The sequence below is a fragment of the Variovorax sp. DAIF25 genome (assembly GCF_050711835.1).
GTDB lineage: Bacteria > Pseudomonadota > Gammaproteobacteria > Burkholderiales > Burkholderiaceae_C > Variovorax.
In genome coordinates this window covers 6,362,800-6,388,101 of the sequence record NZ_CP136636.1, presented here as the reverse complement: position 1 = coordinate 6,388,101, position 25,302 = coordinate 6,362,800, and the positions used below count along the sequence as shown (strand labels likewise).

30 protein-coding genes are annotated in these 25,302 nt (G+C 69.1%); 14 read left to right on the top strand and 16 right to left on the bottom strand.

The window, feature by feature from the left end:
* Window positions 1–58 precede the first annotated feature (58 nt).
* The 4 genes from R0232_RS29635 to R0232_RS29620 form a co-directional block, all read right to left on the bottom strand.
* Window positions 59–1,534 (bottom strand): DHA2 family efflux MFS transporter permease subunit, encoded by a 1,476-nt coding sequence (locus tag R0232_RS29635; RefSeq protein ID WP_431510370.1) that lies wholly within the window; start codon window positions 1,532–1,534, stop codon window positions 59–61.
* A gap of 61 nt (window positions 1,535–1,595) precedes the next feature.
* Window positions 1,596–2,015: a VOC family protein gene (locus R0232_RS29630; RefSeq protein ID WP_431510369.1), complete on the bottom strand. Its 420-nt coding sequence runs from the start codon at window positions 2,013–2,015 to the stop codon at window positions 1,596–1,598.
* Between the two features lie 48 nt (window positions 2,016–2,063).
* Complete coding sequence (locus R0232_RS29625) at window positions 2,064–2,600, bottom strand: SRPBCC family protein (protein ID WP_296799162.1); 537 nt, start codon at window positions 2,598–2,600, stop codon at window positions 2,064–2,066.
* Window positions 2,601–2,658: 58 nt separating this feature from the next.
* Window positions 2,659–3,084, bottom strand: coding sequence for a VOC family protein (locus tag R0232_RS29620; protein WP_431510368.1), 426 nt, complete (start codon window positions 3,082–3,084; stop codon window positions 2,659–2,661).
* A gap of 160 nt (window positions 3,085–3,244) precedes the next feature.
* Here R0232_RS29620 and R0232_RS29615 point away from each other — a divergent pair, with 160 nt between their 5' ends.
* Window positions 3,245–3,910 carry a TetR/AcrR family transcriptional regulator gene (locus tag R0232_RS29615; RefSeq protein WP_093347483.1) on the top strand — a complete coding sequence of 222 codons (666 nt, stop codon included), beginning with the start codon at window positions 3,245–3,247 and terminating at the stop codon, window positions 3,908–3,910.
* 31 nt (window positions 3,911–3,941) lie between these two features.
* Here the strand turns inward: R0232_RS29615 and R0232_RS29610 are convergent, their stop codons facing one another.
* The 5 genes from R0232_RS29610 to R0232_RS29590 all read right to left on the bottom strand — a co-directional run bounded on the left by R0232_RS29610 (window position 3,942) and on the right by R0232_RS29590 (window position 9,021).
* Window positions 3,942–4,442, bottom strand: a complete 501-nt coding sequence (locus tag R0232_RS29610) for a MarR family winged helix-turn-helix transcriptional regulator (RefSeq protein ID WP_093347480.1) — start codon at window positions 4,440–4,442, stop codon at window positions 3,942–3,944.
* Window positions 4,443–4,515: 73 nt separating this feature from the next.
* On the bottom strand, window positions 4,516–5,511 hold the full coding sequence (locus R0232_RS29605) for a Bug family tripartite tricarboxylate transporter substrate binding protein (protein ID WP_093347478.1): 996 nt from the start codon (window positions 5,509–5,511) through the stop codon (window positions 4,516–4,518).
* Between the two features lie 32 nt (window positions 5,512–5,543).
* Window positions 5,544–6,308 carry an SDR family NAD(P)-dependent oxidoreductase gene (locus R0232_RS29600; protein WP_431510367.1) on the bottom strand — a complete coding sequence of 255 codons (765 nt, stop codon included), beginning with the start codon at window positions 6,306–6,308 and terminating at the stop codon, window positions 5,544–5,546.
* A gap of 31 nt (window positions 6,309–6,339) precedes the next feature.
* Complete coding sequence (locus tag R0232_RS29595) at window positions 6,340–8,199, bottom strand: feruloyl-CoA synthase (protein ID WP_431510366.1); 1,860 nt, start codon at window positions 8,197–8,199, stop codon at window positions 6,340–6,342.
* 48 nt (window positions 8,200–8,247) lie between these two features.
* The gene (locus tag R0232_RS29590) at window positions 8,248–9,021 is read right to left on the bottom strand and encodes a crotonase/enoyl-CoA hydratase family protein (protein ID WP_431510365.1); all 774 of its coding nucleotides are present in this window, start codon (window positions 9,019–9,021) and stop codon (window positions 8,248–8,250) included.
* A gap of 103 nt (window positions 9,022–9,124) precedes the next feature.
* Between R0232_RS29590 and R0232_RS29585 the strand changes: the two genes are divergently transcribed.
* Entirely contained in the window at window positions 9,125–10,003 is an 879-nt protein-coding gene (locus tag R0232_RS29585) for an amidohydrolase family protein (RefSeq protein WP_431510364.1), read from the top strand.
* On the opposite strand, the gene R0232_RS29580 is transcribed toward R0232_RS29585, so the two are convergent.
* Window positions 10,004–10,891, bottom strand: a complete 888-nt coding sequence (locus R0232_RS29580; protein WP_431510363.1) for a MurR/RpiR family transcriptional regulator — start codon at window positions 10,889–10,891, stop codon at window positions 10,004–10,006.
* Between the two features lie 134 nt (window positions 10,892–11,025).
* Here R0232_RS29580 and R0232_RS29575 point away from each other — a divergent pair, with 134 nt between their 5' ends.
* Both R0232_RS29575 and R0232_RS29570 read left to right on the top strand, forming a co-directional pair.
* Window positions 11,026–12,021 (top strand): Bug family tripartite tricarboxylate transporter substrate binding protein, encoded by a 996-nt coding sequence (locus R0232_RS29575; protein ID WP_431510362.1) that lies wholly within the window; start codon window positions 11,026–11,028, stop codon window positions 12,019–12,021.
* Complete coding sequence (locus R0232_RS29570; RefSeq protein ID WP_431510361.1) at window positions 12,018–12,968, top strand: succinylglutamate desuccinylase; 951 nt, start codon at window positions 12,018–12,020, stop codon at window positions 12,966–12,968. Before R0232_RS29575 ends, R0232_RS29570 begins: the two co-directional genes overlap by 4 nt.
* Here R0232_RS29570 and kefC read toward each other — a convergent pair.
* Together kefC and R0232_RS29560 are read right to left on the bottom strand one after the other, a co-directional pair.
* On the bottom strand, window positions 12,965–14,815 hold the full coding sequence (gene kefC / locus R0232_RS29565; RefSeq protein ID WP_431510360.1) for a glutathione-regulated potassium-efflux system protein KefC: 1,851 nt from the start codon (window positions 14,813–14,815) through the stop codon (window positions 12,965–12,967). The two genes, R0232_RS29570 and kefC, sit on opposite strands and share 4 nt — an antisense overlap.
* A complete protein-coding gene (locus tag R0232_RS29560; RefSeq protein ID WP_208512963.1) occupies window positions 14,816–15,541 on the bottom strand; it encodes an NAD(P)H-dependent oxidoreductase in 726 nt (241 codons plus the stop codon).
* Between the two features lie 79 nt (window positions 15,542–15,620).
* On the opposite strand from R0232_RS29560, the gene R0232_RS29555 reads away from it, so the two are divergent.
* The gene (locus tag R0232_RS29555) at window positions 15,621–16,241 is read left to right on the top strand and encodes a ParA family protein (protein ID WP_208512964.1); all 621 of its coding nucleotides are present in this window, start codon (window positions 15,621–15,623) and stop codon (window positions 16,239–16,241) included.
* A gap of 94 nt (window positions 16,242–16,335) precedes the next feature.
* Entirely contained in the window at window positions 16,336–16,797 is a 462-nt protein-coding gene (locus tag R0232_RS29550; protein ID WP_208512965.1) for a MaoC family dehydratase, read from the top strand.
* Window positions 16,798–16,818: 21 nt separating this feature from the next.
* On the opposite strand, the gene R0232_RS29545 is transcribed toward R0232_RS29550, so the two are convergent.
* The 3 genes from R0232_RS29545 to R0232_RS29535 form a co-directional block, all read right to left on the bottom strand.
* Window positions 16,819–17,112, bottom strand: coding sequence for a DUF4148 domain-containing protein (locus R0232_RS29545; protein WP_093347443.1), 294 nt, complete (start codon window positions 17,110–17,112; stop codon window positions 16,819–16,821).
* Window positions 17,113–17,243: 131 nt separating this feature from the next.
* Window positions 17,244–17,705 (bottom strand): tRNA (uridine(34)/cytosine(34)/5-carboxymethylaminomethyluridine(34)-2'-O)-methyltransferase TrmL, encoded by a 462-nt coding sequence (gene trmL / locus R0232_RS29540; protein ID WP_203202772.1) that lies wholly within the window; start codon window positions 17,703–17,705, stop codon window positions 17,244–17,246.
* A 20-nt stretch (window positions 17,706–17,725) separates the two neighbouring features.
* Window positions 17,726–18,442, bottom strand: coding sequence for a double zinc ribbon domain-containing protein (locus R0232_RS29535; RefSeq protein WP_431510359.1), 717 nt, complete (start codon window positions 18,440–18,442; stop codon window positions 17,726–17,728).
* A gap of 23 nt (window positions 18,443–18,465) precedes the next feature.
* Here R0232_RS29535 and R0232_RS29530 point away from each other — a divergent pair, with 23 nt between their 5' ends.
* The 8 genes from R0232_RS29530 to R0232_RS29495 all read left to right on the top strand — a co-directional run bounded on the left by R0232_RS29530 (window position 18,466) and on the right by R0232_RS29495 (window position 24,972).
* Complete coding sequence (locus R0232_RS29530) at window positions 18,466–19,383, top strand: biotin synthase (protein ID WP_296788237.1); 918 nt, start codon at window positions 18,466–18,468, stop codon at window positions 19,381–19,383.
* Between the two features lie 178 nt (window positions 19,384–19,561).
* Window positions 19,562–20,038: a DUF2244 domain-containing protein gene (locus tag R0232_RS29525; RefSeq protein WP_093348338.1), complete on the top strand. Its 477-nt coding sequence runs from the start codon at window positions 19,562–19,564 to the stop codon at window positions 20,036–20,038.
* Window positions 20,039–20,098: 60 nt separating this feature from the next.
* Window positions 20,099–21,271, top strand: coding sequence for a cytochrome c oxidase subunit II (coxB, locus tag R0232_RS29520; RefSeq protein ID WP_093347433.1), 1,173 nt, complete (start codon window positions 20,099–20,101; stop codon window positions 21,269–21,271).
* Between the two features lie 62 nt (window positions 21,272–21,333).
* A complete protein-coding gene (gene ctaD, locus R0232_RS29515) occupies window positions 21,334–22,971 on the top strand; it encodes a cytochrome c oxidase subunit I (RefSeq protein ID WP_093347430.1) in 1,638 nt (545 codons plus the stop codon).
* Window positions 22,972–23,017: 46 nt separating this feature from the next.
* On the top strand, window positions 23,018–23,131 hold the full coding sequence (locus R0232_RS29510) for a cytochrome oxidase small assembly protein (protein ID WP_218159410.1): 114 nt from the start codon (window positions 23,018–23,020) through the stop codon (window positions 23,129–23,131).
* A 40-nt stretch (window positions 23,132–23,171) separates the two neighbouring features.
* Window positions 23,172–23,798, top strand: a complete 627-nt coding sequence (locus R0232_RS29505; protein ID WP_431510358.1) for a cytochrome c oxidase assembly protein — start codon at window positions 23,172–23,174, stop codon at window positions 23,796–23,798.
* Window positions 23,798–24,019: a DUF2970 domain-containing protein gene (locus R0232_RS29500; protein ID WP_296801225.1), complete on the top strand. Its 222-nt coding sequence runs from the start codon at window positions 23,798–23,800 to the stop codon at window positions 24,017–24,019. Before R0232_RS29505 ends, R0232_RS29500 begins: the two co-directional genes overlap by 1 nt.
* A gap of 71 nt (window positions 24,020–24,090) precedes the next feature.
* Window positions 24,091–24,972: a cytochrome c oxidase subunit 3 gene (locus R0232_RS29495; RefSeq protein ID WP_093347424.1), complete on the top strand. Its 882-nt coding sequence runs from the start codon at window positions 24,091–24,093 to the stop codon at window positions 24,970–24,972.
* A gap of 77 nt (window positions 24,973–25,049) precedes the next feature.
* Here the strand turns inward: R0232_RS29495 and R0232_RS29490 are convergent, their stop codons facing one another.
* On the bottom strand, window positions 25,050–25,280 hold the full coding sequence (locus tag R0232_RS29490) for a twin transmembrane helix small protein (RefSeq protein WP_093347422.1): 231 nt from the start codon (window positions 25,278–25,280) through the stop codon (window positions 25,050–25,052).
* Window positions 25,281–25,302 lie beyond the last annotated feature (22 nt).

The window sequence follows — 25,302 nt, the reverse complement described above, 5'->3', positions numbered from 1 at the left end:
ACTCCTTGAAAAGAAGGGAAAGAGAAACAGAAACGGCGGCCGGCCCAGCAGCAGCCCGTCAGGACGTTGCCGCGCCATTCGCCGCGCTCCCGGGGCCTGCCGATTCCTCGTTGTTCTGCATCTGCCCCGGCATGGCGGAGCGAAGCAGCAGGGCGCCCAACAAACCCGCCACCGCCGCGAACACGGCGCCGACGAGAAATGCCATCTGGTAGCCGCCGGTGAGCGCGAGCGGCGTGCTCGCGCCGGCCGCGAGCATCGAGCCGGTCTGCGCGGCCGCGATGCTCGCGAGCACCGCCAGGCCCAGCGCGCCGCCCATCATGAAGGCGGTGTTGACCACGCCCGAGGCCAGGCCCGATTCGCTAGCGCTCACCTCGCTCATCGCGGCCAGCAGCAGCGGATTGAAGGCCATGCCGGCGCCCAGGCCCAGCAGCAGCATGCCGGGCAGCACGTCGATCGCGAAGCGGCCGTCGACCGGCGCGCGCGCGAACAGCGCCAGCCCGATGGCCGCGAGCCACAGACCCGCCGCGAGCGGACGGCGAATGCCGAAGCGCATCACGATCTTTGCCGACAGCCCCAGCGAGAACACGGCCATGATGACGTTGGCCGGCAGGAAGGCCAGGCCGATCTGCATCGGCGTGTAGGCGAGCACCAGCTGCATGTAGAGCGCCGAGATGAAGAACCAGGCGAACATCGCCGCGGCCCACAGCACGCCCACCACGTTCGAGACCGAGACGCTGCGCAGCCGGAACAGGCCCAGCGGCATCAGCGGATGCTTCACCCTGGCCTCGATGGCGATGAAGATCGCGAGCAGCGCGACCGCGGTGCCGAGCAGGCCCAGCGTCTGCGCCGAGCGCCAGCCGGCCTCGTTGCCGTTGACCACGCCGTAGACCGCGAGCATCAGCGAGAGCGTGACCGTGACCGCGCCGGCCACGTCGAGCTTCTCGCCATGGGCCTGGCCGCGCGCGCTCGGCAAGAGCGCGATGCACAGCGCGTACACGGCCACGCCGATCGGCAGGTTGACCAGGAAGATCCAGTGCCAGCTCAGCGAGCTGGTCAGCAGGCCGCCGAGCAGCACGCCGATGCTGCCGCCGCCGGCGCAGACGAAGCCGTAGACGCCCATCGCCTTGGCGCGGTCGGCCGGCTCGGTGAAGAGGTTCATGATCAGCGACAGCGAGACGGCCGACACGATCGCGCCGCCCAGGCCCTGCACCGCGCGCGCGGCGATCAAGAGGCCCTGCGTGGTCGAGATGCCGCAGGCCAGCGAGGCCAGCGTGAACAGCACCAGCCCGGCGAGGAAGACGCGGCGGTGGCCGTAGAGGTCGCCGAGCCGCCCGCCCAGCAGCAGGAAGCCGCCGAAGGTCAGCATGTAGGCATTGACGACCCACACCAGCGAGGTCTCGGTGAAGCCGAGGTCGGTGCGGATCGAGGGCAGCGCGACGTTCACGATGGTGGTGTCGAGCACGATCATCAGCACGCCCAGGCACAGCACCATGAGGGCGAGCCAGCGCTTGCGGTTGTCGAGGGATTCGGTCATGGAAAGGATTCCTCAGGGGCCGGGCGGCGCGCCGCCCGGCGGATGGTTGTGGCGTTCTTCGTCAGACGAGGGAGGCGCCGCCGTTGATCAGCCAGGGCGTGCCGTAGCGGTCGGTCACCATGCCGAAGCCCTCGACCCAGAAGGTCTTCTCGAACGGCATGCCGACGTGGCCGCCGTCGGCGAAGGCGTCGAACACGCGCTTCGCCTCGGCGACCGTCGGGTAGTTGAGCGCGACGCCGAAGCCCTTCATGCCTTCGTACGGCATGCCCGGCATGCTGTCGGAGGCCATGAGCATGCTGTCGCCGACCACGAGGCTGGCGTGCATCAGGCGGCTGGCGGCCTCGGGCGGCATGTTGGCGGCTTCGGGGCTTTCGCCCACGGTCATGAGCATTTCCATTTTTCCGCCGAGCGTCTTCTCGTAGAAGCGCATGGCCTCGGCCGCGTTGCCGTCGAAGGTGAGATAGGCATTGAGGAGCGACATGGGAGTTCCTTCGGTGAGTGGGTGGATGGGACAACGGAGGGGACAGGCTCAGGATCCCGCCGGCTTCTCGGCCGCGGTCTTGAGGTTGGCGAGGCCGGCTTCGAAGTCCTTGCCGATCAGGGTGTCCATGTCGAAGAACAGGCCCATGAGCTTGGAGACGTAGGGCGCCGGGCCGTGCATGGCCCAGGTGACCTGGGTCGCGTCGCCCTGCGGCTGGAAGCTGAAGTCGGCGGTGTTGCGGGCCTCGAAGGGCTGGAGGAAGTCGAGCTTGATCGAGACCTTCGTGGGCGAGGCCTCGAGGATCTCCATGCGGCCGGCGCCGGCCTTGTCGTTGCCCTCCCAGGCGTAGGTCGCGCCCGGGCCGCTGGCGGCGCCGCCGAAGCTGCGCTTCATGGCCGGATCGAGCTTCTCGTAGGGCGACCATTCGCTCCAGCGGTGGAAGTCGGCGACCAGCGGCGCGATCCGTGCGGGCGGGGCCTGGATGCGCGCGCTGCGCTCGACGCGGAAGCTGTCGGGGCGGGTGGCCGCGAACAGCAGGACACCGGCGATCAGCACGACGAGGAGGAGGGCGATTTTCTTGAACATGGAGCGCTCTGGAACGACGAATGGAAAAGGGGGAAAGGGGGCTTCGCGCGGCGCGGCTTCAGTCGCCGACCACCACCATCCAGCCCACGCCGAAGCGGTCGCCGACCATGCCGAAGCCCGGCGAGAAGAAGGTGGCGATCAGCGGCTGCATCACCTGGCCGCCGTCGGCCAGCGCGTCGAACCACTTGCGCGCATCGGCCTCGGTGGGCGCGGTGATCGCCAGCATGATTCCCTTGAACTCGGCCTGGCCCGAGCAGCGGCCGTCGGAGGCCATGAGCTCGGTCTCGCCGATGCGCAGCACCGAGTGCATGACCTTGTCGGGACCGGGCATGGCGCCGGCGCAGCCGTCCGCGTCGGGCGGCATGTCGGCGGGGGCGTCGCTGTAGCGCATGAGCTGCACGACCTCGGCGCCGAGCGCCTTCCCGTAGAACGCGATGGCCTCGTCGCAGCGGCCTTCGAACGAGAGATAGGACTGGACTTTCATGGCAATTCCTCTTTGCAAGAGCGGTTATTTCGGGGGCGCCGCTGGGCAGGAGGGCCCGGGGCGAATACGATGGCACTACTTTGTGTACACCGTCCACAAAGAATAGCAAAGATAATGGACACTGTCCACATCGAAAAATCGTAGTCCGAGAAAGAAGGAAATGGTCCGCAACGCCGCCATCGCCGCCGAATCCGCGCCGCCCTCGCGCTCCACCTACCGCCATGGCGACCTGCGCCGGGCCTTGCTGGACGCGGGCATCGAACTGGCGCGCGACGGCGGCCCCGACGCCGTGGTGCTGCGCGAGGCCACGCGCCGCGTGGGCGTGGTGCCCAACGCGGCCTACCGCCACTTCGCGAGCCGGCACGAGCTGCTGCTGGCGGTGCGCGGCGCGGCGCTGTCGGCCGCGGCGCGCTCGATGGAGAAGGAGCTCGGCGCGATCTCGCACGACCAGCCGCCGGCCGACTACGCGCGCGCCTGGGTGCGGGCGATCGGCTCGGGCTACCTGCGTTTCGCGCAGGACCAGCCGGGGCTGTTCCGCACCGCCTTCGTGATCTCTTCCGACGAGGCACGCGGCACCATCGGCCCCTCGAGCGCGGGCGCGAGCGGGATGGATCCGTTCCAACTGCTGGGCTCGGGCCTCGACCGGCTGGTGGAGGCCGGCGCGCTCGATCCGGCGCGGCGCCCGAATGCCGAGTACCTGGCCTGGTCGGCGGTGCACGGACTCGCGCTGCTGATCATCGAGGGCCCGCTCAAGGAGGCCGACCCGTCGGTGCTGGAGCCGCTGACGCTGCGGCTGCTGGAGATGGTGGAGCTGGGCCTGCAGTAGGCGCGGCTCACCTGTTCAGGCGCTCAAAGGCTCAAAGGTAGACCTTCTGCAGCAGCTTGATCAGCGTCTCGCGCTCGCGCGCGTTGAGCCGCGCGCTGGCATCGAGCTCGAGCTGGATCACGGCCTGCTCGGCCTCGCGCACCAGCGCCTCGCCGGCCGGCGTGAGATGCAGGCCGACCGCGCGGCCGTCGTGCGGGTGCGGCTTGCGCTCGATCAGCGCGCGCGCGTCGAGCTCGGCCACCAGGCTCACGAGGTTGGGCGGCAGGATGTCGAGCGTGCTGCAGATCTGGCGCGAGGTGGCGCCCGGGTTGTGTGCCAGCAGCGAGAGCACCGAGAAGTCGATCTGCTTGAGCTTGAAGGCCGCCATGCGCTTGGCGAACAGCGCGCTCACCACCAGCCAGGCGCGGCGCGCGTTGTAGCCGACCAGGGTCTCGAGCACGCGCGCGTCGAGGCGGTCCGTCCGGCCGAGCGGCGCGGCGGCCATGTCGCTCTTCGCGCTCTTCGGAGCGGCGGATTTCGGGGAGGTGGGCATGGCGCAAGCGTAACCGCGAGCGGGGCCCCGAAGCGCCGGGCCGGTGGCGACTTGGCGACAGCCCGGCGCGGGCTCAGGACTCCGCGGTGAAGCCGATCTTCTTCACCAGCGGGCCCCAGCGCTCGTATTCGGACTGCAGCGACCGGCGCATCTCCTCGGGCGTGGAGCCCTGCGCGATCAGGCCCACCGACAGCAGGCCGTCGGCTACGGCCTTGTCCTTGAGCGCGGCCTGGATCGCGCCGCTCGCGGCGGCGATCACCGGCGCGGGCGTCTTCGCGGGCGCGAAGAAGCCGAACCACTCGTCGGCCACCAGCTCGGGGAAGCCCTGCTCGGCGAAGGTCGGCACCTCGGGCAGGTAGGCGGCGCGCTGGGCGCCCGAGGTGGCGAGCACGCGCAGCTTGTTGGCCTTGACGAAGGGCAGGTAGTCGCCGCTGGGCGTGAGGCTCGAGGCGATCTGGCCGCCCACCACGTCGTTGACCGCCGGCAGCGAGCCGCGGTAGGGCACGTGGCGCAGGTCGGCGCCGCTGTTGAGGCCCAGCAGCGCGCCGAGGAAGTGCGGCGTGGAGCCCGCGCCCGGCGAGCCGTAGCTGGCCTGGCCCGGGTTGGCCTTGGCCCAGGCCACGTAGTCCTTCAAGGTCTTCACGCTGGCCGGCACCATCGGGCCGACCGCCAGGCCATGCGTCATCACCGCGCCGATCGAGACCGGCGCGAAGTCGGCCAGGCCGTAGCTCAGCTTGCTGTAGATGTAGGGATAGGTCGACAGCGCCGAGGCCTGCGAGAGCGCGAGCACCGAGCCGTCGGCCGGCGCGCTCTTGAGCGAGTCGAGCGCGATGCGCCCGCCCGCGCCGGGCTTGTTCTCGACCACGGGGTTGAGCTTGGTGAAGTCGGTGCCGCCGAGCTTGTCGGCCACGCGGCGCGCCACGCTGTCGCCCGCGCTGCCGGCCGGGAAGCCGTAGTAGATCTTCACCTGCTGGGCGACGATCTCGGCCAGCGCGGCCAGGGGATGCTGCAGGGCGCCGAGCGCGGCTGCGCCGCCGAGCGCCGTCACGAACTGACGTCGGTTGGTCATGGTCTTGTCTCCGGTTGGTGGTGCTGGGGGCTCTATCGCGGCGCCATGCGCAGCGCGCCGTCGAGGCGGATCACCTCGCCGTTGAGGTGGCCGTTGGTCACGACGTGGCAGGCCAGCTCGGCGAATTCCGAGGGCTGGCCCAGCCGCGGCGGGAACGGGATCGAGGCCGCGAGCGACTGCTGCACCGGCTCGGGCAGCTCGAGCAGCAGCGGCGTGGCGAACAGGCCGGGCGCGACGGTGCAAACGCGGATCGCGTGCTGCGCGAGGTCGCGCGCCATCGGCAGGGTCATGCCGACCAGGCCGCCCTTCGAGGCGCTGTAGGCCTGCTGGCCGACCTGGCCGTCGAAGGCCGCGACCGAGGCGGTGAACAGCATCACCCCCTTCTCGCCGTTGGCGAGCGCCGCTAGCTTCGCGCAGCGCGCGGCGAACAGGCGCGCCATGTTGTAGCTGCCGATCAGGTTGACGTTGACCACGCGCACGAAGTCCTCGAGCGGCGCCGGGTTGCCGTCCTTGCCGACGATGCGCTTCGCGCTGCCGATGCCGGCCACGTTCATCAGGATGCGCGCCGGGCCGTGCGCGGCCTCGGCCTGGTCGAGCGCGGCGCTCACGCTCGCGGCATCGGTGATGTCGCAGGCGCAGGCGATGCCGCCGATCTCGGCGGCGACCTTGGCGGCCAGCTCGGCATTGCGGTCGAGCAGCGCCACCTTCGCGCCCAGGCGCGCGAGTTCGCGCGCAGTGGCCTCGCCGAGGCCCGATGCGCCGCCGGTCACGAGTGCGGCCTGTCCTTCGATCTTCATGGGTTCGTCTCCAAAGAGGGGGAAAAAGGCGTCAGCGCGGCCGCAGGGTGAAGGGCAGCGTGCCGTCGTGCAGCGCCTCGACCAGCGCGGCGCGGTGCTTGAGCACGGCGCGCTGGTTGATCGAGCCCTTGTCGGTGACCTCGCCCTTGTCGATCGAGGGCGGCTCGCTCATCAGGTGCAGCCGCGCGATGCGGTTGGCGCTGCCGGTGCTCGCGGCCGCGAGCTGGTCCAGCACCTGCTGGAAGTGCGCCTGCACCGGCGCGCTCTCGAGCACCTGCCGCATGCTCGCGCCGGCGTCGAGGCCTGCGAGCTGGCGCACCTTCTGCGTAGTGAAGACCAGCGCGCCGACCTCCTTGAGGTTGATGCCGGTCAGCACCGCGTCCTGCACGTAGGGCGAGCCGGCCGTGGCGATCTTCGCGCGCAGCGGGCCCACGCTCACGAAGGTGCCGGTGGCGAGCTTGAAGTCCTCGGCGATGCGGCCGTCGAAGCGCAGGCCGCGGTGGATGTCGGCGTCGTCGATCCACTTGACCGCGTCGCCGGTCGAGAAGAAGCCTTCCTCGTCGAAGGCCTCGGCCGTGGCCTCGGGCGCGCGCCAGTAGCCGGGCGTGATGTTGGGGCCGCGATAGCGCACCTCGGTCTTGCCGTCGACCTCGATCAGCTTGAGCTCGATGCCCGCCGCGGGCAGGCCGACGTCGCCCGACTTCACGTCGGGGCCGGTCACGTAGAGCGCGAACGGGCCCGATTCGGTCATGCCCAGGCCGGTGCCCATCACGATGCGCTCGCCGACCTCGGCCTCCTGCGTGCGGTGCAGGCTGTCCCAGACCGGCTGCGACAGCGCCGCGCCCGAGTAGAAGAACATCTTCACGCGCGACAGCAGGTTGCGCCGCAGCACCGGGTCGGTCTCCATCGCCTGCGCGATCGCCTCGAAGCCGGTCGGCACGTTGAAGTAGATGGTGGGCGCGATCTCGCGCAGGTTGCGCAGCGTCTCGGCCATGCCGGTGGCCGTGGGCTTGCCCTCGTCGATGTAGAGCGTGCCGCCGTTGTCGAGCACGATGCCCACGTTGTGGTTGCCGCCGAAGGTGTGGTTCCACGGCAGCCAGTCGACCAGCACCGGCGGCTCGTCGCCCAGCGCCGGGATCGACTGGCGCAGCTGCTGCTGGTTGGCGCACCACATGCGGTGCGTGTTGACCACCGCCTTGGGCATCTTGGTCGAGCCCGAGGTGAACAGGAACTTGGTGATGGTGTCGGGGCCGGTGGCGTGCATCGCGGCGTCGATGGCGGGCGTGGGCACCGTTGCCGCGAGCGCGTCGAACGAGGTGGTGGCGCGGCCGGGCAGCTCGCCTTCGGCCAGCACGATCTCGACGTCCGCGTCGGCCGGCAGCGTGGCCTCGATCGCGCGGGCATAGCGCGCGGCGTCGGCCGCGAACACCAGGCCCGGCGTGAGCGTGGCCAGCACGTGGCGCAGCTTGTCGAAATCCTGGCTCACGAGCGAGTAGGGCGGCGAGACCGGGCAGTAGGGCACGCCCGCGTAGAGGCAGCCGAGCGCGAGCAGCGCATGCTCGATGCCGTTCTCGCTGAGGATCGCCACCGGGCGCTCGGCGTCCAGGCCGCGCGCTAGCAGGGCCTGGCCGATCGCGCGCGCCTTCTGCAGGGCCTCGGCGTAGCTCACGCGCAGCCAGTCGCCGGTGCCGCCATCGGCCAGCCGCGCGCGGCGCGCGATGAAGGTGCGCTCGGGCGTGGCCTCGGCCCAGTGGTGCAGCCGGTCGGTCATGCGTTCGCGGTAGGGGCGAAGCGGCGTTTCCGCGCTCAGGTACTGCGTGCCCGGCGCGCCGTCGCGCAGCAGCGCGCGCGTGACGCCGAAGGCGAGCGGTCGGTATTTGATGGCCGTCATCGGGGCGCCCGTGCGTGAGTGGATGAGTCAATGAACGAAGGAAGGGCCTCAGCCCTTGCTGACCTTGGCGCCGCGGCCTTCGAGGAAGTCGCGCACGCGCTGCTTGGCCTCGGGCGCGGCCTGCACGATGCCGGACATCAGCGCCTCGGTGAAGAAGCCGTGGTCGGCCGGCTGCTCGGCGATGCGCGGCAGCGCGTGCATCAGCGCGTAGTTGGTGAGCGGCGCGTTGGTTGCCACGCGCTTGGCGAGCTCGAAGGCCTTGTCGAAGGCCGTGCCCTCGTCGACCAGGTACTGCGCGAAGTTGGCGCGCTCGCCTTCCTCGGCGTTGTAGACGCGGCCGGTCATCATCATGTCGGTCATGCGCGCCACGCCGATCAGCTTGGGGATGCGCACCGAGCCACCGCCGCCCACGAAGATGCCGCGCGAGCCCTCGGGCAGCGCATAGAAGGTGCTGCGATCGGCCACGCGGATGTGGCAGGCGCTCGCGAGCTCGAGCCCGCCGCCGACCACCGCGCCGTGCAGCGCGGCGATCACCGGCACCGGGCCCTTCTCGATGCACTCCAGCGCCGCGTGCCACAGGCGCGAATGGGCGAGGCCCTGGCCCGCGTCGCGCTCCTTGAGTTCGCTCAGGTCGAGGCCGGCGCAGAAGTGCGGGCCCTCGCCATCGATCACGGCCGCGCCCACGCTGGCGGGCAGGTTCTGGAAGGCATCGCGCAGCGCGAGGATCAGGCCGTCCGACAGCGCGTTGCGCTTGGCGCCGCGCGTCAGGCGAATGATGGCGACGTCGTCGCGGAGTTCGATGTGGAGGTCGGAAGAGGTCATGTTGCGTTCTGGATTGAAGCGGATTATGGTTATGTAAAATAATCAATTCAAGGCATTCGACGATGCCGCGGACTAGGGACTTTCCCGTAAAGGAGACGATGAAGTGGACCACCAGAACCTGATCGCGATCGATATCCACACCCATGCCGAGGTGAGCTGCTGGAACCCGTTCGACAACTACGGCGAGGAGTACGACCGCGCGGCCGACAAGTACTTCGGCTCGAACCGCCGCCCGACGATCGAGGAGACGGTGGCCTACTACCGCGAGCGCAAGCTGGGGCTGGTGATGTTCATGGTCGACGCCGAGTCGAACATGGGCCGGCGGCGCATCCCGAACGAAGAGATCGCCGAGGCGGCGCAGAAGAATGCCGACATGATGATCGCCTTCGCGAGCATCGATCCGCACAAGGGAAAGATGGGCGCGCGCGAGGCGCGGCGGCTGATCGAGGAGCACGGCGTCAAGGGCTTCAAGTTCCACCCGACGGTGCAGGCCTTCCATCCCTACGACCGCATGGCCTGGCCGATCTACGAGGTGGCGGCCGAGTACGGCATGCCCGCGATCTTCCACACCGGCCACAGCGGCATCGGCTCGGGCATGCGCTGCGGCGGCGGCCTGCGACTCGAGTACAGCAACCCGATGCACCTGGACGACGTGGCGATAGCCTTCCCCGACATGCAGATCGTGATGGCCCACCCCAGCTTTCCCTGGCAGGACGAGGCGCTGAGCGTGGCCACGCACAAGCCCAACGTCTGGATCGACCTGTCGGGCTGGAGCCCCAAGTACTTTCCGAAGCAGCTGGTGCAGTACGCCAACACGCTGCTGAAGGACCGCGTGCTGTTCGGCAGCGACTACCCGCTGATCACGCCCGAGCGCTGGATGAAGGACTTCGAGGTCGCGGGCTTCAAGCCCGAGGTGATGCCGGGCATCCTCAAGGGCAACGCGGTGCGGCTGCTGCGGCTCGAGACTTCAGCCGCGGCCTGATCAGTCCGCCTTGCGCGCACGGCCCGCCGGCGCGGCGGCGTCGTTCCAGTGCTGCTCCCACAGGGCGTCGCCGCGTTCGAGCGCGGCGCCCAGCTCCTTCCTGCGCCGCTGCACGACCGCGGTGACCAGCGCATTGCACAGCGAGAAGGCGGCCGTGTAGGAATCGAAGGGCGAGGCGCTCGAGGTGCGCACCAGCATCAGGTGTTCGGCCGAGGCCGCCGCGGCCGCCGAGGGGCTGTCGGTGATGACGATCACCTTCGCGCCGCGTTCGCGGAAGTAGGCCGCCGCGCGCGCCGTGGCCAGCGAGTGGCGTCGGAAGGTGACGGCCAGCAGCACGTCGTTCTCGCCGATCCACAGCAGTTGGTCCTCGAGCGGCAGCGCGGCCGTGCCGGCCAGCGGCCGCACCTCGGGCAGGCACAGGTTCAGGTGCAGCGCCAGGTGGCCCGCGATGGTGGCCGCATGCCGGTGGCCCAGCACATGCACGCGCGCCTTGCGCTGCACCAGCAGCCGCACGGCGGCCTCGAAGGCCACCGGATCGATGGCCGCGAAGGTCGAGCTCAGGTTGTGCTGGTCGTGCAGCAGCGCGTTGGCCAGGCAGGTGCGCACCGATGCGTCGTCGACGATCACGGCATCGGCGCGCGTGGCGGGCGAGGCCAGCCGCGCCGTGACCTCGGAGCGGGCCTCGAGCTGCGCTTCCGCATAGCTGGGATAGCCGAGCTTGGCGAGCAGCCGCACCACGGTCGAGGCGCTGGTGCCCACCTTCTTTGCAAGGCTCGTTGCAGATTCGAGCAGGCCCTGGGGATAGCGCGTCTGCAGTTCCTCGATCAGGCGCTGCTCGCTGCGCGTGAGCTTGCGGCCGTAGCCCGAGATGCGTTGGTTGAGGTTCATGGTCGCCGGGCATTCTGCCCGCGCAGGGGTCGAGATGGGCTTCGATTTTGCAATGGTTATTGCAAAACTGTGACGACCTTGCAAGAATGCGCGCACATTCAGGCCTCATCCCTTCCCGTTTCCAGGACGCTTCCATGACCTTCCCCCTTTCCGCCTCCGCGCTGCGCCGCCGCACCTTCCTGGGCGCGGGCCTCGCGGCCGCGCTGCCGCTGGCGGCGCATGCGCAGGCCTATCCGTCGCGGCCGGTCACGCTGGTGGTGCCGTTCCCGGCCGGTGGCTCGGTGGACCTGATCGCGCGGCTCTACGCCGATCCGCTCGCGAAGGCGCTGGGCGCGCCGGTGGTGATCGACAACCGCGGCGGCGCGGGCGGCTCGATCGCCAGCGCGCAGGTGGCGCGCGCCAAGCCCGACGGCTACACGCTGGTGGTCTCGTCGCAGAGCTCGCATCTCGCGAATCCGCTCACGCAGGCCAACCCCGGCTACGACCCGATCAAGGACTTCGCCTCCATCAGCCAGCTCGCGCGCTCGATCAACGTGCTGCTGGTGAACCCGGCCGTGCCCGCGAAGAACTTCAAGGAATTCGTCGCGCTCGTGAAGGCGCGCCCGGGCGAGCTCAATTTCTGCAGCGCCGGACCGGGCAGCATGGGCCAGCTCAACGTCGAGCTGATGAAGTCGCAGCTGCAGCTCAATGCCACGCACGTGCCGTACCGCGGTGGCGGGCCGCTGGTCACGGCGCTGATCTCGAACGAGGTGCAGTTCGGCCTCGACAACCTCGCGCCCTTCCTGCCGCACATCCAGGCCGGCAAGCTGCGCGCGCTCGCGGTGGCCGCGCCGGCGCGCGTCGCGGCGCTGCCCGACGTGCCGACCTTCGCGGAGCTCGGCTACCCGGTGCTCAACACCACCTCGTGGATCGGCCTGGCCGCGCCCGCGAAGACGCCGAGCGACGTGATCGTCACCTTGCACAAGGCCGTGCGCTCGGTGGCCGACCAGCCGTCCATGGTCGAGGCGCTGGAGTCGCGCGGTTCGCTCACGCCCGAGCAGCAGTCGCCCGCGCAGTTCACGGCCATGATGTCGGAGCGCCTCGCGCTGTACGGCGAGATGGTGAAGCGCGCGGGGATCCGCGGCGAATGACCGTGTCCTCGTTCACCCCCGACACCGCGCCGCTCGAGGTGCTGCCGCGCGACCTCTCGGCCTACCGCGCGGGCAACACCGGCATCGACTACGTCCATCGTTTCGAATCGGGCCGGCCCGGGCCGCATGTGCTGGTCAATGCGCTGACGCACGGCAACGAGATCTGCGGCATGGTGGCGGCCACCGACCTGCTCGACCGCGGCGTGCGCCCGAGGATCGGCACGCTGACCGTGAGCTTCGCCAACGTCGAAGCCTACGAGGCCTTCGACATCGAGCGGCCCTACGAGAACCGCCAGCTGGTGCACAACCTCAACCGCATCTGGACGCCGGCGCTGCTCGACGGCAGCGAGCAAAGCCCCGAGCTGCGCCGCGCGCGCGAACTGCGGCCGGTGCTCGACGCGGCCGACCACGTGCTCGACATCCATTCGACGCGCGCACCGGTGCAGCCTTTCTGGGTCTATCCGGAGCTCGAGCGCAATGCGCGGCTGGCGCTGGCCGTGGGCGCGCCGCTGGTGCACCTGGTGATGCCCGCGGGCGCGGCGCCGGGCACGGGCGTGATCGGCTACGGCCGTCATGGCGCGGCCGAGGGCCAGGGCGCGGCGGTCGTGGTGGAGTGCGGCCAGCACTTCAGCCGGTCGGCGGCCGAGCTCGCGGTCGACGTGACGCAGCGTTTTCTCGCGCATCTGGGGCTGGTCGATCCGGTGGCCTCGCAGGCGCCCGCCGCGCCCGCGCGTCGCTTCCGCCTGCTCGAGGTGCACATGGTGAAGACCGAGAGCTTCGCCTTCACGCGGCCGCTGCTGGGCTTCGAGACCTTCGACCAGGGCGAGCTGATCGCGGTCGACGCGGGGCAGGAGATCCGTTCGCCCTGCGACGGCTGCACGGTGTTCATGCCCACGCGCGCGGCGCTGGTGGGGCGCGAGGGCGTCTACCTCACGGTGCCGGTCTAAGGCACCCGCTCCTCGTCCTCTTCCTGCCGGTCCCAGTCGCGCCCGGCGCGCCGCTTGCGCTCCTCGCGCTCGCGCGCCATCTGTTCCTCGAACTGCTGGCGGCCCGCCTTGTTGACCGCGATCAGCTTCGCGCGGTCCTTGTAGTGCGGGTAGATGTCGTCGGTGAGCTTCAGGTTGCGCTCGCGGAAGCGCATGCTCGATTCGCGCGCCTCGTGCGCGGGCCAGCCGAGCACCTCGAGCACCGAGCGCGCGCTGCGCAGCGACGACTCGAAGACCTCGCGCTCGACCAGCGTCACGCCGCGGTCGCGCAGCTGGAACAGGTGGCTCACGTTGCGCGCCCGCGCGATGATCTGCGCCTGCGGGAAGTTCTCGCGGAACAGGTCGACGATCTCGAGCGACTGCTCGATGTCGTCGACCGCCACCACCACCGCCTTGGCCGTGCCGGCGCCCGCGGTGCGCAGCAGGTCGAGGCGCGTGGCATCGCCATAGAACACCCGGAAGCCGAATTCGCGCAGGCCCTCGACGTTGTCGGCATCGTGGTCGAGCACGGTCACGCGCAGCCCCTGCGACATCAGCATGCGGCCCACGATCTGGCCGTAGCGGCCGAAGCCGCAGATCAGCACCTTGGCGTCCTGCTGCTCCGAGATCTCCTCGAGCTGCGGCCCGCCGATGCGGCTGTAGCGCGGCAGCAGGTAGCGGTCGATCAGCACCAGCAGCAGCGGCGACAGCAGCATCGACAGCGCGACCGCGCCGATCAAGAGCGAGGTGACCTGCGGCGGCAGCACGTCGGGCCCGGCCGACTGGAACACCACGAAGGCGAACTCGCCGCCCTGCGCCAGCAGCAGCGTGAACACCGGGCGCTCCTGGTAGGCCAGCCCCATCGCCTTGGCCAGCGCGTAGATCACCACCAGCTTGATGGCCATGAAGCCGACCACCAGCATCGCCATGATCCAGGGGCTCGCGAGCAGCACGCCGAAATCGATCGTCATGCCCACGGCGATGAAGAACAGCCCGAGCAGCAGGCCCTTGAAGGGCTCGATGTCGGTCTCGAGCTCGCGCCGGTATTCGCTCTCGGCCAGCAGCACGCCCGCGAGGAAGGCGCCCAGCGCCATCGACAGGCCGACGAACTGCATCAGCGCCGCGATCGCCACCACCAGCAGCAGCGCGGCGGCGGTGAAGATCTCGGGCGTGTCGCTGCGCGCGATCCAGCGCAGCACCGGGCGCAACGCGAGCCGGCCGCCGAGCACGATGCCGCCGATCACGCCGAAGATCTTCAGGCCCTCGAGCAGGCGGTCGAGACCGCTCATCGACTGCTCGGCCGCGGTGGCGCCGGCCAGCAGCGGCAGGATGGCGAGGATCGGGATCGCCGCCACGTCCTGGAACAGCAGGATCGAGAAGCCGGCCTGGCCGCTCGGCGTGCGCAGCAGGTTGCGTTCGCCGAACACCTGCAGCGCGATCGCGGTCGAGGACAGCGCCAGCCCCAGCGCCGCCACCAGCGACACGCGCCAGGGCGCGCCGACCGCGCAGCCGATGGCGAACAGCACGGCGGCGCAGCTGAGCACCTGCGCCGTGCCCCAGCCGAAGATCGGCCGGCGCAGGTTCCACAGCCGCTTGGGCTCGAGCTCGAGGCCGACCAGGAACAGCATCAGCACCACGCCGAACTCGGCGAAATGCAGCACGTCCTCCACGCGCGACACCAGCCCCAGCCCCCAGGGGCCGATGGCGATGCCGGCCACCAGGTAGCCGATGATGGAACCGAGGCCCAGGGCCTTGGACAGCGGCACCACCAGCACGGCGGCGCTCAGGTAGATCAGGCTGTTGGTCAGCCAGGCGGGTGCGTGCTCCATTCAGGCGCTCCCGCCGGTGCCGCCGACCGTGGCCGACAGCCCGCGGCTCATGGCGCTCTGGAACACCCGCGAGACCACCTTGCCGATGTCGTCCGATTCGGCCGGCCGGTCGCTCTCGGGCACCGGGCAGGCCACGCAGGCGTCGAGTTCGTCCATCTCGGGCCAGTCGGGGTAGCTGCCCAGGCGCTGGGCGAAGACCTCGACGTGCGCGGCCACTTCGGCCTCGGGGGCGCTGCGCGCGCCGTGGAAGATCAGCGGCGGCAGGAAGCGCATGCCGCACAGCGCGGCGGTCTGCTCGTAGGGCGGCAGGAAAGCATCGAAGAAAAAGCGGTGGTAGCCCTGCGGGTGGTAGCTGCTCTCGGGGCTGCCGGTGGTGGCGACCAGCCACAGGTCCTTGCCCTGCAGCGCGATGCCCTCCGGGCCGTAGGCCCAGCCGTAGGCCAGCACCTCGTCGACCCAGAGCTTCTGCAGCGCCGGCATCGAATACCACTGGATCGGATGCAGCAGCACCACCAGCTGGGCGCGTTCGAGGCGCCGCTGCTCGGCCTCGACGTCGATCGCGTAGTCGGGGTAGGTGCCGTAGAGGTCGTTGACATCGACGCCCGGCACCGCGCGCGCCGCGGCCAGCAGCCGGCGGTTCACGCGCGAATCGCGCCAGTGCGGATGGGCGGCGAGCACGTAGGTGCCTCCGCCCTGAGGGGTTCCCGTGGATGTTGTTGTCGTCATCCCGCGAACATAGCGCAGTCCCGGGATTTTGGGCGCCAGCCACTACCATGGCGGACTGTCCCTTCTGGAGGAGATTTCCATGCCGGTGGTTCTGGTCGCCAATCCCAAGGGTGGCGTTGGCAAGTCGACGCTCGCGACGAACATCGCGGGCTACTTTGCGAGCCGCGGCCATGCCGTGATGCTCGGCGACGTGGATCGCCAGCAGTCCTCCCGGCTCTGGCTCGGATTGCGGCCGCCGCAGGCGCGGCCGATTTCGACCTGGGACGCCACCGGCGACAACAGCGTGGTGCGCCCGCCGCGCGGCACCACCCATGCGGTGCTCGACACACCGGCCGGCCTGCACGGCTGGCGCTTCAAGGACGTGATCGGGCTGGCCGACAAGCTCATCGTGCCGCTGCAGCCGAGCATCTTCGACATCTACGCCACGCGCGAATTCATCGACCGGCTGCTCGAGCAGCGCCGCGCCGAGAAGACGCAGATCGGCCTGGTCGGCATGCGCGTCAACGCCCGCACCCTGGCGGCCGACCGGCTCAACGAATTCATCGCGGGGCTGGGCGTGCCGGTGGTCGGCGAGCTGCGCGACACGCAGAACTACGTGCAGCTCGCGGCGCGCGGGCTCACCCTGTTCGACATCGCGCCGGGCCGGGTGCAGCGCGACCTCGAGCAGTGGCAGCCGATCTGCGAATGGCTCGAGAGCTGAGCCGCCGCATGCCGCTGCGCCCCAGGTATTCCCTGAGCCCGCTTGTCGCCGTGCCGACACCCGCGGCCGCGGCCTTGCCGCTAGAGTGCGGCGCATGACCAAGAAGACCTTCCAGACCCTTCAGGATCTGGCCGCCTGCGTCGGCCAGGAAGTCGCGGTGAGCGACTGGATCACCATCACCCAGGAGCAGGTCAACCAGTTCGCCGAGGCGACCGGCGACCACCAGTGGATCCACGTCGACATCGAGCGCGCGAAGGCCGGTCCGTTCGGCGGGCCGATCGCCCACGGCTTCCTCACGCTGTCGCTGCTGCCGCGCTTCTACGAAACCGCGTTCGACGTGACGGAGTCGCGCATGGGCGTGAACTACGGATTGAACCGGGTGCGCTTCATGTCGCCCGTGCCGGTGGGCAAGCGGCTGCGCGCGCGCATGAAGCTGCTGACCTCCGAACCCATTGCCGACGACGGCATCCAGATGACCTGGGAAACCACCATCGAGCTCGAAGGCGCGGCCAAGCCCGCCTGCGTGGCCGAGTCGGTGGTGCGCCGCTACCGCTGAGGCGGGCGGCCCCTTGCTTTCTTACATGCGGCGGTCGCTGATCTCGCCATAGGCGGCCGCGCCCTGGCGCGTGATGCCCACCGCGCTGGCGCGGACCGCGGCGCGGTCGGTCATGCCGTCGGTGGGGCGGGCCACGCCGGTGCCGCCATTGGTGATGCGCAGCGGCTGACGGGCCTGGGCCTGCACGTCGGCGCGCGACAGCGTGGACTGGAACGGCGCCGCGGGCAGCGGATTCTGTTCGCCCTGGAAGGCCTGGGCGCCGTGGCTCAGGACCAGGGTGGCGAGGGCGGCGAAGGCGATGGACTTGGCTTGCATGGTGGAACTCCTCGTGCCCCGTGTGGAGCGTGGGTGGATCGGCATGCCGGAATGCATCGAGCCGGCATGCTTTCCATACGGGGGATTCCGCCGTTCGGATGCGACCCCATCGCGCGAGGGGTCGCAACGCCTCATTTGAATCCGTTTTGCCGCCAGGCCTCGAACACCGTCACCGCCACCGCGTTCGACAGGTTGAGGCTGCGCTGGCCTTCGCGCATCGGCAGCCGCAGCCATTGGGCGGGATCGAAGCTCTCGCGGATCGCGGGGGGCAGGCCGCTGGTCTCGGAACCGAACACCAGCCAGTCGCCGGGCGCGAAGCGGATGTCGTGCACGGCGCGGGTGCCGCGCGTGGTCAGCGCGAACAGGCGATCGGGCGCCGGCCGTTCGCTGTCGAGCAGCGCCTGCCAGCTCGCATGGCGGCGCACCTCGGCGTACTCGTGGTAATCGAGGCCGGCGCGGCGCAGCAGCTTGTCGTCCATCGAGAAGCCCAGCGGCTCGACCAGGTGCAGGGTGCAGCCGGTGTTGGCGGCGAGGCGGATCACGTTGCCGGTGTTCGGCGGAATCTCGGGGTGGACCAGGACGATATGGAACATGGCCCCGATTGTCGCCACGCTCAGTGCGGCCTGTCGGTGCGCGCCAGCACGATGCCCGCGACATGCGCCGCGCCCGCGCGCCGCAGCACCTGGGCCGCGCTGAACAGCGAGGCGCCGGTGGTCATCACGTCGTCGACCAGCACCACGCGCCGCGCGGCCAGCGCATCGGCGCGCAGCGGCTCGACCGCGAAGGCGCCCTGGAGGTTGCGCATGCGCTCGGCGCGCGAGAGGCCGCGCTGGGCCGGCGTCTCGCGCGTGCGCAGCAGCAGCGCGGCATCGGTCTTGGCGGGCGCGAGCCGGCGCGCCAGCTCCAGCGCCTGGTTGAAGCCGCGCTCGCGCAGCCGGCCCGGCGCGAGCGGCATCGGCAGCACGCAGTCGCAGGCATCGAGCAGCGCCGCCGCCGAGGGGATGGCGCGCAGCAGCTGCGCCAGCGGGCCGGCCCAGCCGGTGTCGCCGTGGAACTTGAAGTCCGCGACGCAGTCCGGCCACGGCCAGGCGTAGTCGCAGGCCGCGAGGCAGGCATCGAGCGGCGGCGCATGCACGACGCAGTCGCCGCAGCGCGCCACGCCCGCGGGCAGCGGCAGCGCGCAGGTCTGGCAGCGCGGCGCGCTGGCGGCGAAGCGCGTGGCGCAGGCCTCGCACACCGGGCGCGACGGCCAGTCGCGGCACAGCGCGCACTGGCTGGGCAGCCGTGCCAATAGCGAGGTCAAAGGGCGTGCGGTCCAACGGCTGAGCATGGGCTCAATATACTCACGCCCCCATGGCCACCGACCCCCAACGACGACCGCCGACCATCGATGCCGCGGCGGCCGCCCGCTGGCGCCGGCTGGCGCCCGCCGACGGCTCGCCCTGGCTGCACGAGGAGATCGGGCGGCGCATGGAGGACCGGCTGCAATGGATCAAGGCCAAGCCGCGCCACTGGGCCGACTGGGCGCCGCTGCGCGGCGGCCTCGAGGCGCACGAGCTGCTGGCGCGCCGCTACCGCGAGGCCGAGGCCTTCGTGATCGAGCCCGAACCGGCGCTGGCCGCCGCGACCTCGGCCGCGCTGGCCGCGCCCTGGTGGAGCGCGCGGCGCTGGCAGGGCGGCAAGCTGCGCTTCGACGGACTGCCCGAGGAGGGCGTCGACCTGCTCTGGGCCAACATGGCGCTGCACATGGCGGCCGACCCGGAGGCGCTGATCGCGCACTGGCACCGGCAGGTCGCCACCGACGGCTTCCTGATGTTCTCGTGCTTCGGCCCCGACACCCTGCGCGAACTGCGCGCGCTGCATGCGCGCCTGGGCTGGCCGGCCGCGAGCCACGAGTTCACCGACATGCACGACTGGGGCGACATGCTGGTCCATGCCGGCTTCGCCGAACCCGTGATGGACATGGAGCGCATCGTGCTGACCTGGGCCACGCCCGAGGCCGCGCTGGCCGAGCTGCGAACGCTCGGGCGCAACCTGCATCCGGCGCGTTTTCCGGCCCTGCGCGGCCGGGCCTGGCAGGCGGCCCTGCACAAGGCGCTGCCCGAGCTCGCGCCGGCCGAGGGTGGCGAAGGCCGGATCGCGCTGACCTTCGAGATCATCTACGGCCATGCCTTCAAGCCGACCCCGCGGGTCTCGCTGTCGGCCGAGAGCGCGGTCTCGCTGCGCGAGATGCGCGAGATGCTGCAGCGCGGGCGCCCGTCCGCCCACTGAAGACCGTTGTAGCGCGGCCCGCGCGTGCCGCATTCGGTACACGGCCGCTGGTATCTACCCGCTACAATCCGCCGTTGCGTGAAACTCGTGGGTACATGCCCGCGATCGAGGTCCGTCGGAACCCGTGGAAGACAAGGGATCTGGCGGGCGCCGACTTACCGATTTGCTGAACTCGCCCGTGTCGAATTCCGTGTTTCGATTTGCCACTGTTTCAGGCCAGAACATCCACTGGTTTCTGAAGCGGAACTGCTCGGTGACGCCGAGCCAGCTCGGCTGGCTCTACGCTTCACTGTGCGTGGTATCGCTCGGTATCGGAACGGTCTTCTGGATGCACGGCGCGCCGCTCGTGTTGCCGTTCGCCTGGCTCGAACTGGCTGCCGTGGGGTTCGCGTTCATGGCCTACGCCCGGCATGCGACCGATGGCGAGAGGATCATGCTGCAGGCGGGCCGGCTCGTGGTCGAACTCGAGAACGGCGGGAGCTACGAGCGCACGGAATTTCTCCCGCACCGGGTGCGGATCGAGCCGCAGACCGGCGACCGATCGTTGATCGAGTTGTCGGGCCAGGGTCGATCGGTCAGGGTGGGGCGCTATGTACGGCCGGAGTTGAGGGCCGCACTGGCGCGCGAGATTCGGATGGCGTTGCGCGGCGCCTGAGGGGGCTCGCGCGGTGCTGCACGGTTGGGTTTGTTGAAAATTTGAAGAAACGTGAACACGATGAAGAGCATTTGGCGCAATAAGTTCATGCCGGCAATGCTGGCGGCCGGCGCGGCTTTCAGCGGCGCGGCGCACGCAGTCAACGATCTGCCCGGCGGCCCCTCGGTGCGCCAGTTGAATCTTCCGGTCGGTGTGACCAAGATTGCGCAGGAGCAGCACTTCCTGCACACGGTGATGATGATCATCTGCACGGTGATCTTCGTGGCCGTGTTCGCGGTCATGTTCTATTCGATCTGGAAGCACCGCAAGTCGGTGGGCCACAAGGCCGCCAACTTCCATGAATCGGTGGTGGTCGAAGTCATCTGGACCATCGTTCCCTTCCTGATCGTGATCGTGATGGCGCTGCCCGCCACCAAGGTGCTGGTGGCCCAGAAGGACACCACCAACGCCGACCTCACGATCAAGACCACCGGCTACCAGTGGAAGTGGGGCTACGACTACCTGAACGGCGAAGGCGAGGGCCTGGCCTTCATCTCCACGCTCGACAGCTCGCAGCGCGCGATGTCGGACGCCGGCGCCAAGGGCGCGATCCCCGACGACTACCTGTTCAAGGTCGACAACCCGCTGGTCGTGCCGGTGCAGAAGAAGGTTCGCATCATCACCACGGCCAACGACGTGATCCACGCCTTCGCGGTGCCGCAGCTCGGCATCAAGCAGGACGCGATCCCCGGCTTCGTGCGCGACACCTGGTTCCGTGCCGAGACCGTCGGCGACTACTACGGCCAGTGCCAGGAGCTGTGCGGCAAGGAACACGCCTACATGCCGATCCACGTGAAGGTGGTCTCGGCCGCCGACTACACGACCTGGGTCGCCGCCAAGCGCAAGGAAGCCGCCGCCAAGCTCGACGACCCGACCAAGGTCTGGACCCTGCCCGACATGATGGCGCGCGGCGAGAAGGTCTACGCCGCCAACTGCGCGGCCTGCCACCAGGCCAACGGCAAGGGCGCGGGCCCGATCAAGGCGCTCGACGGCGACCCGAAGGTGCTCGACGCCGACCACAAGGTGCAGCTGATGGTGCTGCTCAACGGCCAGAACAACGGCGCGATGCCGTCCTGGAAGCAACTGAGCGACACCGACCTCGCGGCCGTCGCCACCTACACCAAGAACAGCTGGTCGAACAAGACGGGCCAGATCGTGCAGCCGGCCGAAGTCCTTGCCCTGCGCGGCAAGTGATCGGTTGACCGGAACAACACAGCGAACAGCGCCCAGCGACGAGATATTCAAGGAACGATGAAATGAGTGCAGTCCTCGACCCCCACGGTCACGCCCACGGCGACCACGCGCACGACGACCACCATGACCACCACGCGCCCACCGGCTGGCGCCGCTGGGTGTTCGCGACCAACCACAAGGACATCGGCACGCTCTACCTGCTGTTCAGCTTCACGATGCTGATGGTGGGCGGCGTGCTCGCGCTGCTGATCCGCGCCGAGCTGTTCCAGCCGGGCCTGCAGCTCGTGAACCCCGAGCTGTTCAACCAGTTCACCACCATGCACGGCCTGATCATGGTGTTCGGCGCGATCATGCCGGCCTTCGTGGGCTTCGCGAACTGGATGATCCCGCTGCAGATCGGCGCCTCGGACATGGCGTTCGCGCGCATGAACAACTTCAGCTTCTGGCTGCTGATCCCCGCGGCGCTGATGCTGGTCGGTTCGTTCTTCATGCCCGGCGGCGCACCGGCCGCGGGCTGGACGCTCTACGCGCCGCTCACGCTGCAGATGGGCCCCTCGATGGACGCCGGCATCTTCGCGATGCACATCATGGGCGCCTCGTCGATCATGGGCTCGATCAACATCATCGTGACCATCCTCAACATGCGCGCCCCCGGCATGACGCTGATGAAGATGCCGATGTTCTGCTGGACCTGGCTCATCACCGCCTACCTGCTGATCGCCGTGATGCCGGTGCTCGCCGGCGCCATCACGATGACGCTGACCGACCGCCACTTCGGCACCAGCTTCTTCAACCCCGCCGGCGGCGGCGACCCGGTGATGTACCAGCACATCTTCTGGTTCTTCGGCCACCCCGAGGTCTACATCATGATCTTGCCGGCCTTCGGCATCATCAGCCAGATCGTGCCGGCCTTCGCGCGCAAGAAGCTGTTCGGCTACGCCTCGATGGTGTACGCCACCTCGTCGATCGCGATCCTGTCGTTCATCGTCTGGGCGCACCACATGTTCACGACCGGCATGCCGGTCACGGGCCAGCTGTTCTTCATGTACGCGACCATGCTGATCGCGGTGCCGACGGCCGTGAAGATCTTCAACTGGATCGCGACCATGTGGCAGGGCTCGATGACCTTCGAGACGCCGATGCTGTTCGCGGTGGGCTTCATCTTCGTGTTCACGATGGGCGGCTTCACCGGCCTGATCCTCGCGATCGCGCCGATCGACATCCAGCTGCAGGACACCTACTACGTGGTGGCCCACTTCCACTACGTGCTGGTGGCCGGCTCGCTGTACGCCATGTTCGCGGGCTACTACTACTGGGCGCCCAAGTGGACCGGCGTGATGTACAACGAAACGCGCGGCAAGATCCACTTCTGGTGGTCGCTGATCTCGTTCAACGTCACCTTCTTCCCGATGCACTTCCTGGGCCTGGCGGGCATGCCGCGCCGCTATGCCGACTACCCGATGCAGTTCGCCGACTTCAACGCGGTGGCATCGGTCGGCGCCTTCGCCTTCGGCCTGGCCCAGGTGTACTTCTTCTTCTTCGTCGTGCTGCCGACCATGCTCGGCAAGGGCGAGAAGGCACCGCAGAAGCCGTGGGAAGCCGCCGAAGGCCTCGAGTGGGAAGTGCCGTCGCCGGCACCGTTCCACACCTTCGAGACGCCGCCCAAGCTCGACGCGACCGCCACCAAGGTGATCGGCTGAGTGCCGCATCGCCCCACGCATCCCCGACGATCGAGACCGCCACGCGATGACGCCCGAACAGAGAAGAAACAACCGCCGCATGGGGCTCACGCTGGCCTCGATCGCGCTGATCTTCTTCGTCGGCTTCGTCGTGCGCATGGTCTGGTTCAGCGGCCGCTGACGCGGTCTTTGCAAGCCTCAAGGCACAGGAGCACACGCACATGAGCCTCGGTCAACGCATCCGGCGCGCCAATGTCCAGATGGTCGGCAAGCTGGCCGTGGTCGCCTGCGGCATGTTCGCCTTCGGCTATGCGCTGGTGCCGCTGTACCGCGCCATCTGCGAGATGACCGGCATCAACATCCTCGCGCTCTCCGAGCTCGAGGTGCCCGGCGGCGCGAGCGGCGGCAAGAACGTGCGCGTGCCCGACAACACGCAGGTCGACATGACCCGCACCATCAAGGTCGAGTTCGACTCCAACGTGCGCGGCGGCCTCTGGGACTTCAAGCCCGCCGAGCGCACGATGGAAGTGCACCCGGGCGAGCTCAACACGGTGATGTACGAGTTCCAGAACGTGCAGAACCGCCGCATGGCCGCGCAGGCCATCCCGAGCTACGCACCGCAGCAGGCCGCGCCCTATTTCAACAAGCTCGAGTGCTTCTGCTTCAACCAGTACACGCTCGACGCGGGCGAGAAGAAGCAGTGGCCGGTCGCCTTCGTGATCGACCCCAAGATCTCGAAGGACGTGAAGACGATCACCTTGTCGTACACCTTCTTCGAGGTCGGCGGCAAGACGCCCGCGGCGCCGGTCGCCGTCGCGCCCACCGCTGCCGCCGAGCCGCGTTCGTGATGGTCGATTCGCCGCCCACACCCGGAACGCCGCGCAAGGGTTCGCTGCTCGCGACCCTCAAGGCGGTGGCCTGGTCGTTCTTCGGCATCCGCAAGAAGAGCGCCTACCAGGACGACCTGGCCAAGCTGAACCCGCTGCACATCATCGCGGTCGCCTTCGTCATGGTGATCGCGTTCATCGTCGGCCTCGTGCTGGTGGTGCGCTTCGTGGTCGCGCCCTGAGCCCCGAGCGAACGAACCCACGCTACCCAGAACCCATCGAATCGAGAGAAGAAAGAAAGCCAGGAGCTGATATGAGTTCAACCACCCACGGCACCACGCCTTACTACTTCGTGCCAGGACCCTCGGCCTACCCGGTCGTGTCCGCCATCGGCCTGTTCTTCGTGATCCTCGGCGCGGGGCAATGGATCAACGGCCACCAGTGGGGTGCGTGGTCGCTGCTGCTGGGCATGCTGATCTGGCTCGGCACGCTGTTCGTGTGGTTCCGCGCCGCCATCGGCGAGAGCGAGAGCGGCCAGTACGGCCACAAGATCGACCTCTCGTACCGCTGGAGCATGAGCTGGTTCATCTTCTCCGAGGTGATGTTCTTCGGCGCCTTCTTCACCGCGCTGTGGTGGGCCCGCACCCATGCGCTGCCGAACCTCGGCAGCCTGGACAACGCCCTGCTGTGGCCCGACTTCAAGGCCGTGTGGCCCAGCGTCGCGGCCGGCGTGACCGGTTCGCCGGCCGGCATCGTCGAGCCGTTCCAGACCGTCGGCCCGTTCTGGCTGCCCACGATCAACACCGCGCTGCTGCTGAGCTCGGGCGTGACGCTGACCATCGCCCACCACGCGCTGCGTGCCGGCCATCGTGCGCAGACCATCCGCTTCATGTGGCTCACCGTGCTGCTCGGCGTGATCTTCCTGGGCGTGCAGGGCTACGAGTACTACCACCTGTACACCGAACTGAACCTCAAGCTCAGCTCGGGCACCTACGGTTCGACCTTCTTCATGCTGACCGGCTTCCACGGCCTGCACGTGTTCATCGGCATGCTGATGCTGCTGTTCATCACGCTGCGCCTGCAGAAGGGCCACTTCACGCCCGAGCGCCACTTCGGCTTCGAGGGTGCCGCCTGGTACTGGCACTTCGTCGACGTGGTGTGGCTGGGCCTCTACATGCTGGTCTATTGGCTTTGAGCGAAGCACCTCGCGGCATTCCACAAAAAAGGCGCCGTCAGGCGCCTTTTTCATGGTTCTCGTGGAACGAGCACCACCTACTTGCCGAGAGGGAGCCCGGTGGGCTGGATGTAGCCCAGTTTCCAGGCCAGCAGCATGCAGAGGAACAAAAGGACCGAGAGGCCGATCCGAAAGGTGAGCGCGCGCGCCATGCCGCCGCTCTTGGCGCGCCCGTTGCGACCGTCCTTCAACATGTAGAAGAGCGCGAAAGCCAGGCTCGCGAAGATGCCCACGAACAACAGGGCAACGAAGTATTTCATGACCCGCATTATCGGCCGCCTGCCACCCGCG

What these genes read in the sequence shown, in the direction of transcription:
- R0232_RS29635 (WP_431510370.1), bottom strand. Translation starts at nt 1,534, where the DNA reads ATGACCGAATCCCTCGACAACCGCAAGCGCTGGCTCGCCCTCATGGTG.
- R0232_RS29630 (WP_431510369.1), bottom strand. Translation starts at nt 2,015, where the DNA reads ATGTCGCTCCTCAATGCCTATCTCACCTTCGACGGCAACGCGGCCGAG.
- R0232_RS29625 (WP_296799162.1), bottom strand. Translation starts at nt 2,600, where the DNA reads ATGTTCAAGAAAATCGCCCTCCTCCTCGTCGTGCTGATCGCCGGTGTC.
- R0232_RS29620 (WP_431510368.1), bottom strand. Translation starts at nt 3,084, where the DNA reads ATGAAAGTCCAGTCCTATCTCTCGTTCGAAGGCCGCTGCGACGAGGCC.
- R0232_RS29615 (WP_093347483.1), top strand. Translation starts at nt 3,245, where the DNA reads ATGGTCCGCAACGCCGCCATCGCCGCCGAATCCGCGCCGCCCTCGCGC.
- R0232_RS29610 (WP_093347480.1), bottom strand. Translation starts at nt 4,442, where the DNA reads ATGCCCACCTCCCCGAAATCCGCCGCTCCGAAGAGCGCGAAGAGCGAC.
- R0232_RS29605 (WP_093347478.1), bottom strand. Translation starts at nt 5,511, where the DNA reads ATGACCAACCGACGTCAGTTCGTGACGGCGCTCGGCGGCGCAGCCGCG.
- R0232_RS29600 (WP_431510367.1), bottom strand. Translation starts at nt 6,308, where the DNA reads ATGAAGATCGAAGGACAGGCCGCACTCGTGACCGGCGGCGCATCGGGC.
- R0232_RS29595 (WP_431510366.1), bottom strand. Translation starts at nt 8,199, where the DNA reads ATGACGGCCATCAAATACCGACCGCTCGCCTTCGGCGTCACGCGCGCG.
- R0232_RS29590 (WP_431510365.1), bottom strand. Translation starts at nt 9,021, where the DNA reads ATGACCTCTTCCGACCTCCACATCGAACTCCGCGACGACGTCGCCATC.
- R0232_RS29580 (WP_431510363.1), bottom strand. Translation starts at nt 10,891, where the DNA reads ATGAACCTCAACCAACGCATCTCGGGCTACGGCCGCAAGCTCACGCGC.
- R0232_RS29575 (WP_431510362.1), top strand. Translation starts at nt 11,026, where the DNA reads ATGACCTTCCCCCTTTCCGCCTCCGCGCTGCGCCGCCGCACCTTCCTG.
- R0232_RS29570 (WP_431510361.1), top strand. Translation starts at nt 12,018, where the DNA reads ATGACCGTGTCCTCGTTCACCCCCGACACCGCGCCGCTCGAGGTGCTG.
- kefC (WP_431510360.1), bottom strand. Translation starts at nt 14,815, where the DNA reads ATGGAGCACGCACCCGCCTGGCTGACCAACAGCCTGATCTACCTGAGC.
- R0232_RS29560 (WP_208512963.1), bottom strand. Translation starts at nt 15,541, where the DNA reads ATGACGACAACAACATCCACGGGAACCCCTCAGGGCGGAGGCACCTAC.
- R0232_RS29555 (WP_208512964.1), top strand. Translation starts at nt 15,621, where the DNA reads ATGCCGGTGGTTCTGGTCGCCAATCCCAAGGGTGGCGTTGGCAAGTCG.
- R0232_RS29550 (WP_208512965.1), top strand. Translation starts at nt 16,336, where the DNA reads ATGACCAAGAAGACCTTCCAGACCCTTCAGGATCTGGCCGCCTGCGTC.
- R0232_RS29545 (WP_093347443.1), bottom strand. Translation starts at nt 17,112, where the DNA reads ATGCAAGCCAAGTCCATCGCCTTCGCCGCCCTCGCCACCCTGGTCCTG.
- trmL (WP_203202772.1), bottom strand. Translation starts at nt 17,705, where the DNA reads ATGTTCCATATCGTCCTGGTCCACCCCGAGATTCCGCCGAACACCGGC.
- R0232_RS29535 (WP_431510359.1), bottom strand. Translation starts at nt 18,442, where the DNA reads ATGCTCAGCCGTTGGACCGCACGCCCTTTGACCTCGCTATTGGCACGG.
- R0232_RS29530 (WP_296788237.1), top strand. Translation starts at nt 18,466, where the DNA reads ATGGCCACCGACCCCCAACGACGACCGCCGACCATCGATGCCGCGGCG.
- coxB (WP_093347433.1), top strand. Translation starts at nt 20,099, where the DNA reads ATGAAGAGCATTTGGCGCAATAAGTTCATGCCGGCAATGCTGGCGGCC.
- ctaD (WP_093347430.1), top strand. Translation starts at nt 21,334, where the DNA reads ATGAGTGCAGTCCTCGACCCCCACGGTCACGCCCACGGCGACCACGCG.
- R0232_RS29510 (WP_218159410.1), top strand. Translation starts at nt 23,018, where the DNA reads ATGACGCCCGAACAGAGAAGAAACAACCGCCGCATGGGGCTCACGCTG.
- R0232_RS29505 (WP_431510358.1), top strand. Translation starts at nt 23,172, where the DNA reads ATGAGCCTCGGTCAACGCATCCGGCGCGCCAATGTCCAGATGGTCGGC.
- R0232_RS29500 (WP_296801225.1), top strand. Translation starts at nt 23,798, where the DNA reads ATGGTCGATTCGCCGCCCACACCCGGAACGCCGCGCAAGGGTTCGCTG.
- R0232_RS29495 (WP_093347424.1), top strand. Translation starts at nt 24,091, where the DNA reads ATGAGTTCAACCACCCACGGCACCACGCCTTACTACTTCGTGCCAGGA.
- R0232_RS29490 (WP_093347422.1), bottom strand. Translation starts at nt 25,280, where the DNA reads ATGCGGGTCATGAAATACTTCGTTGCCCTGTTGTTCGTGGGCATCTTC.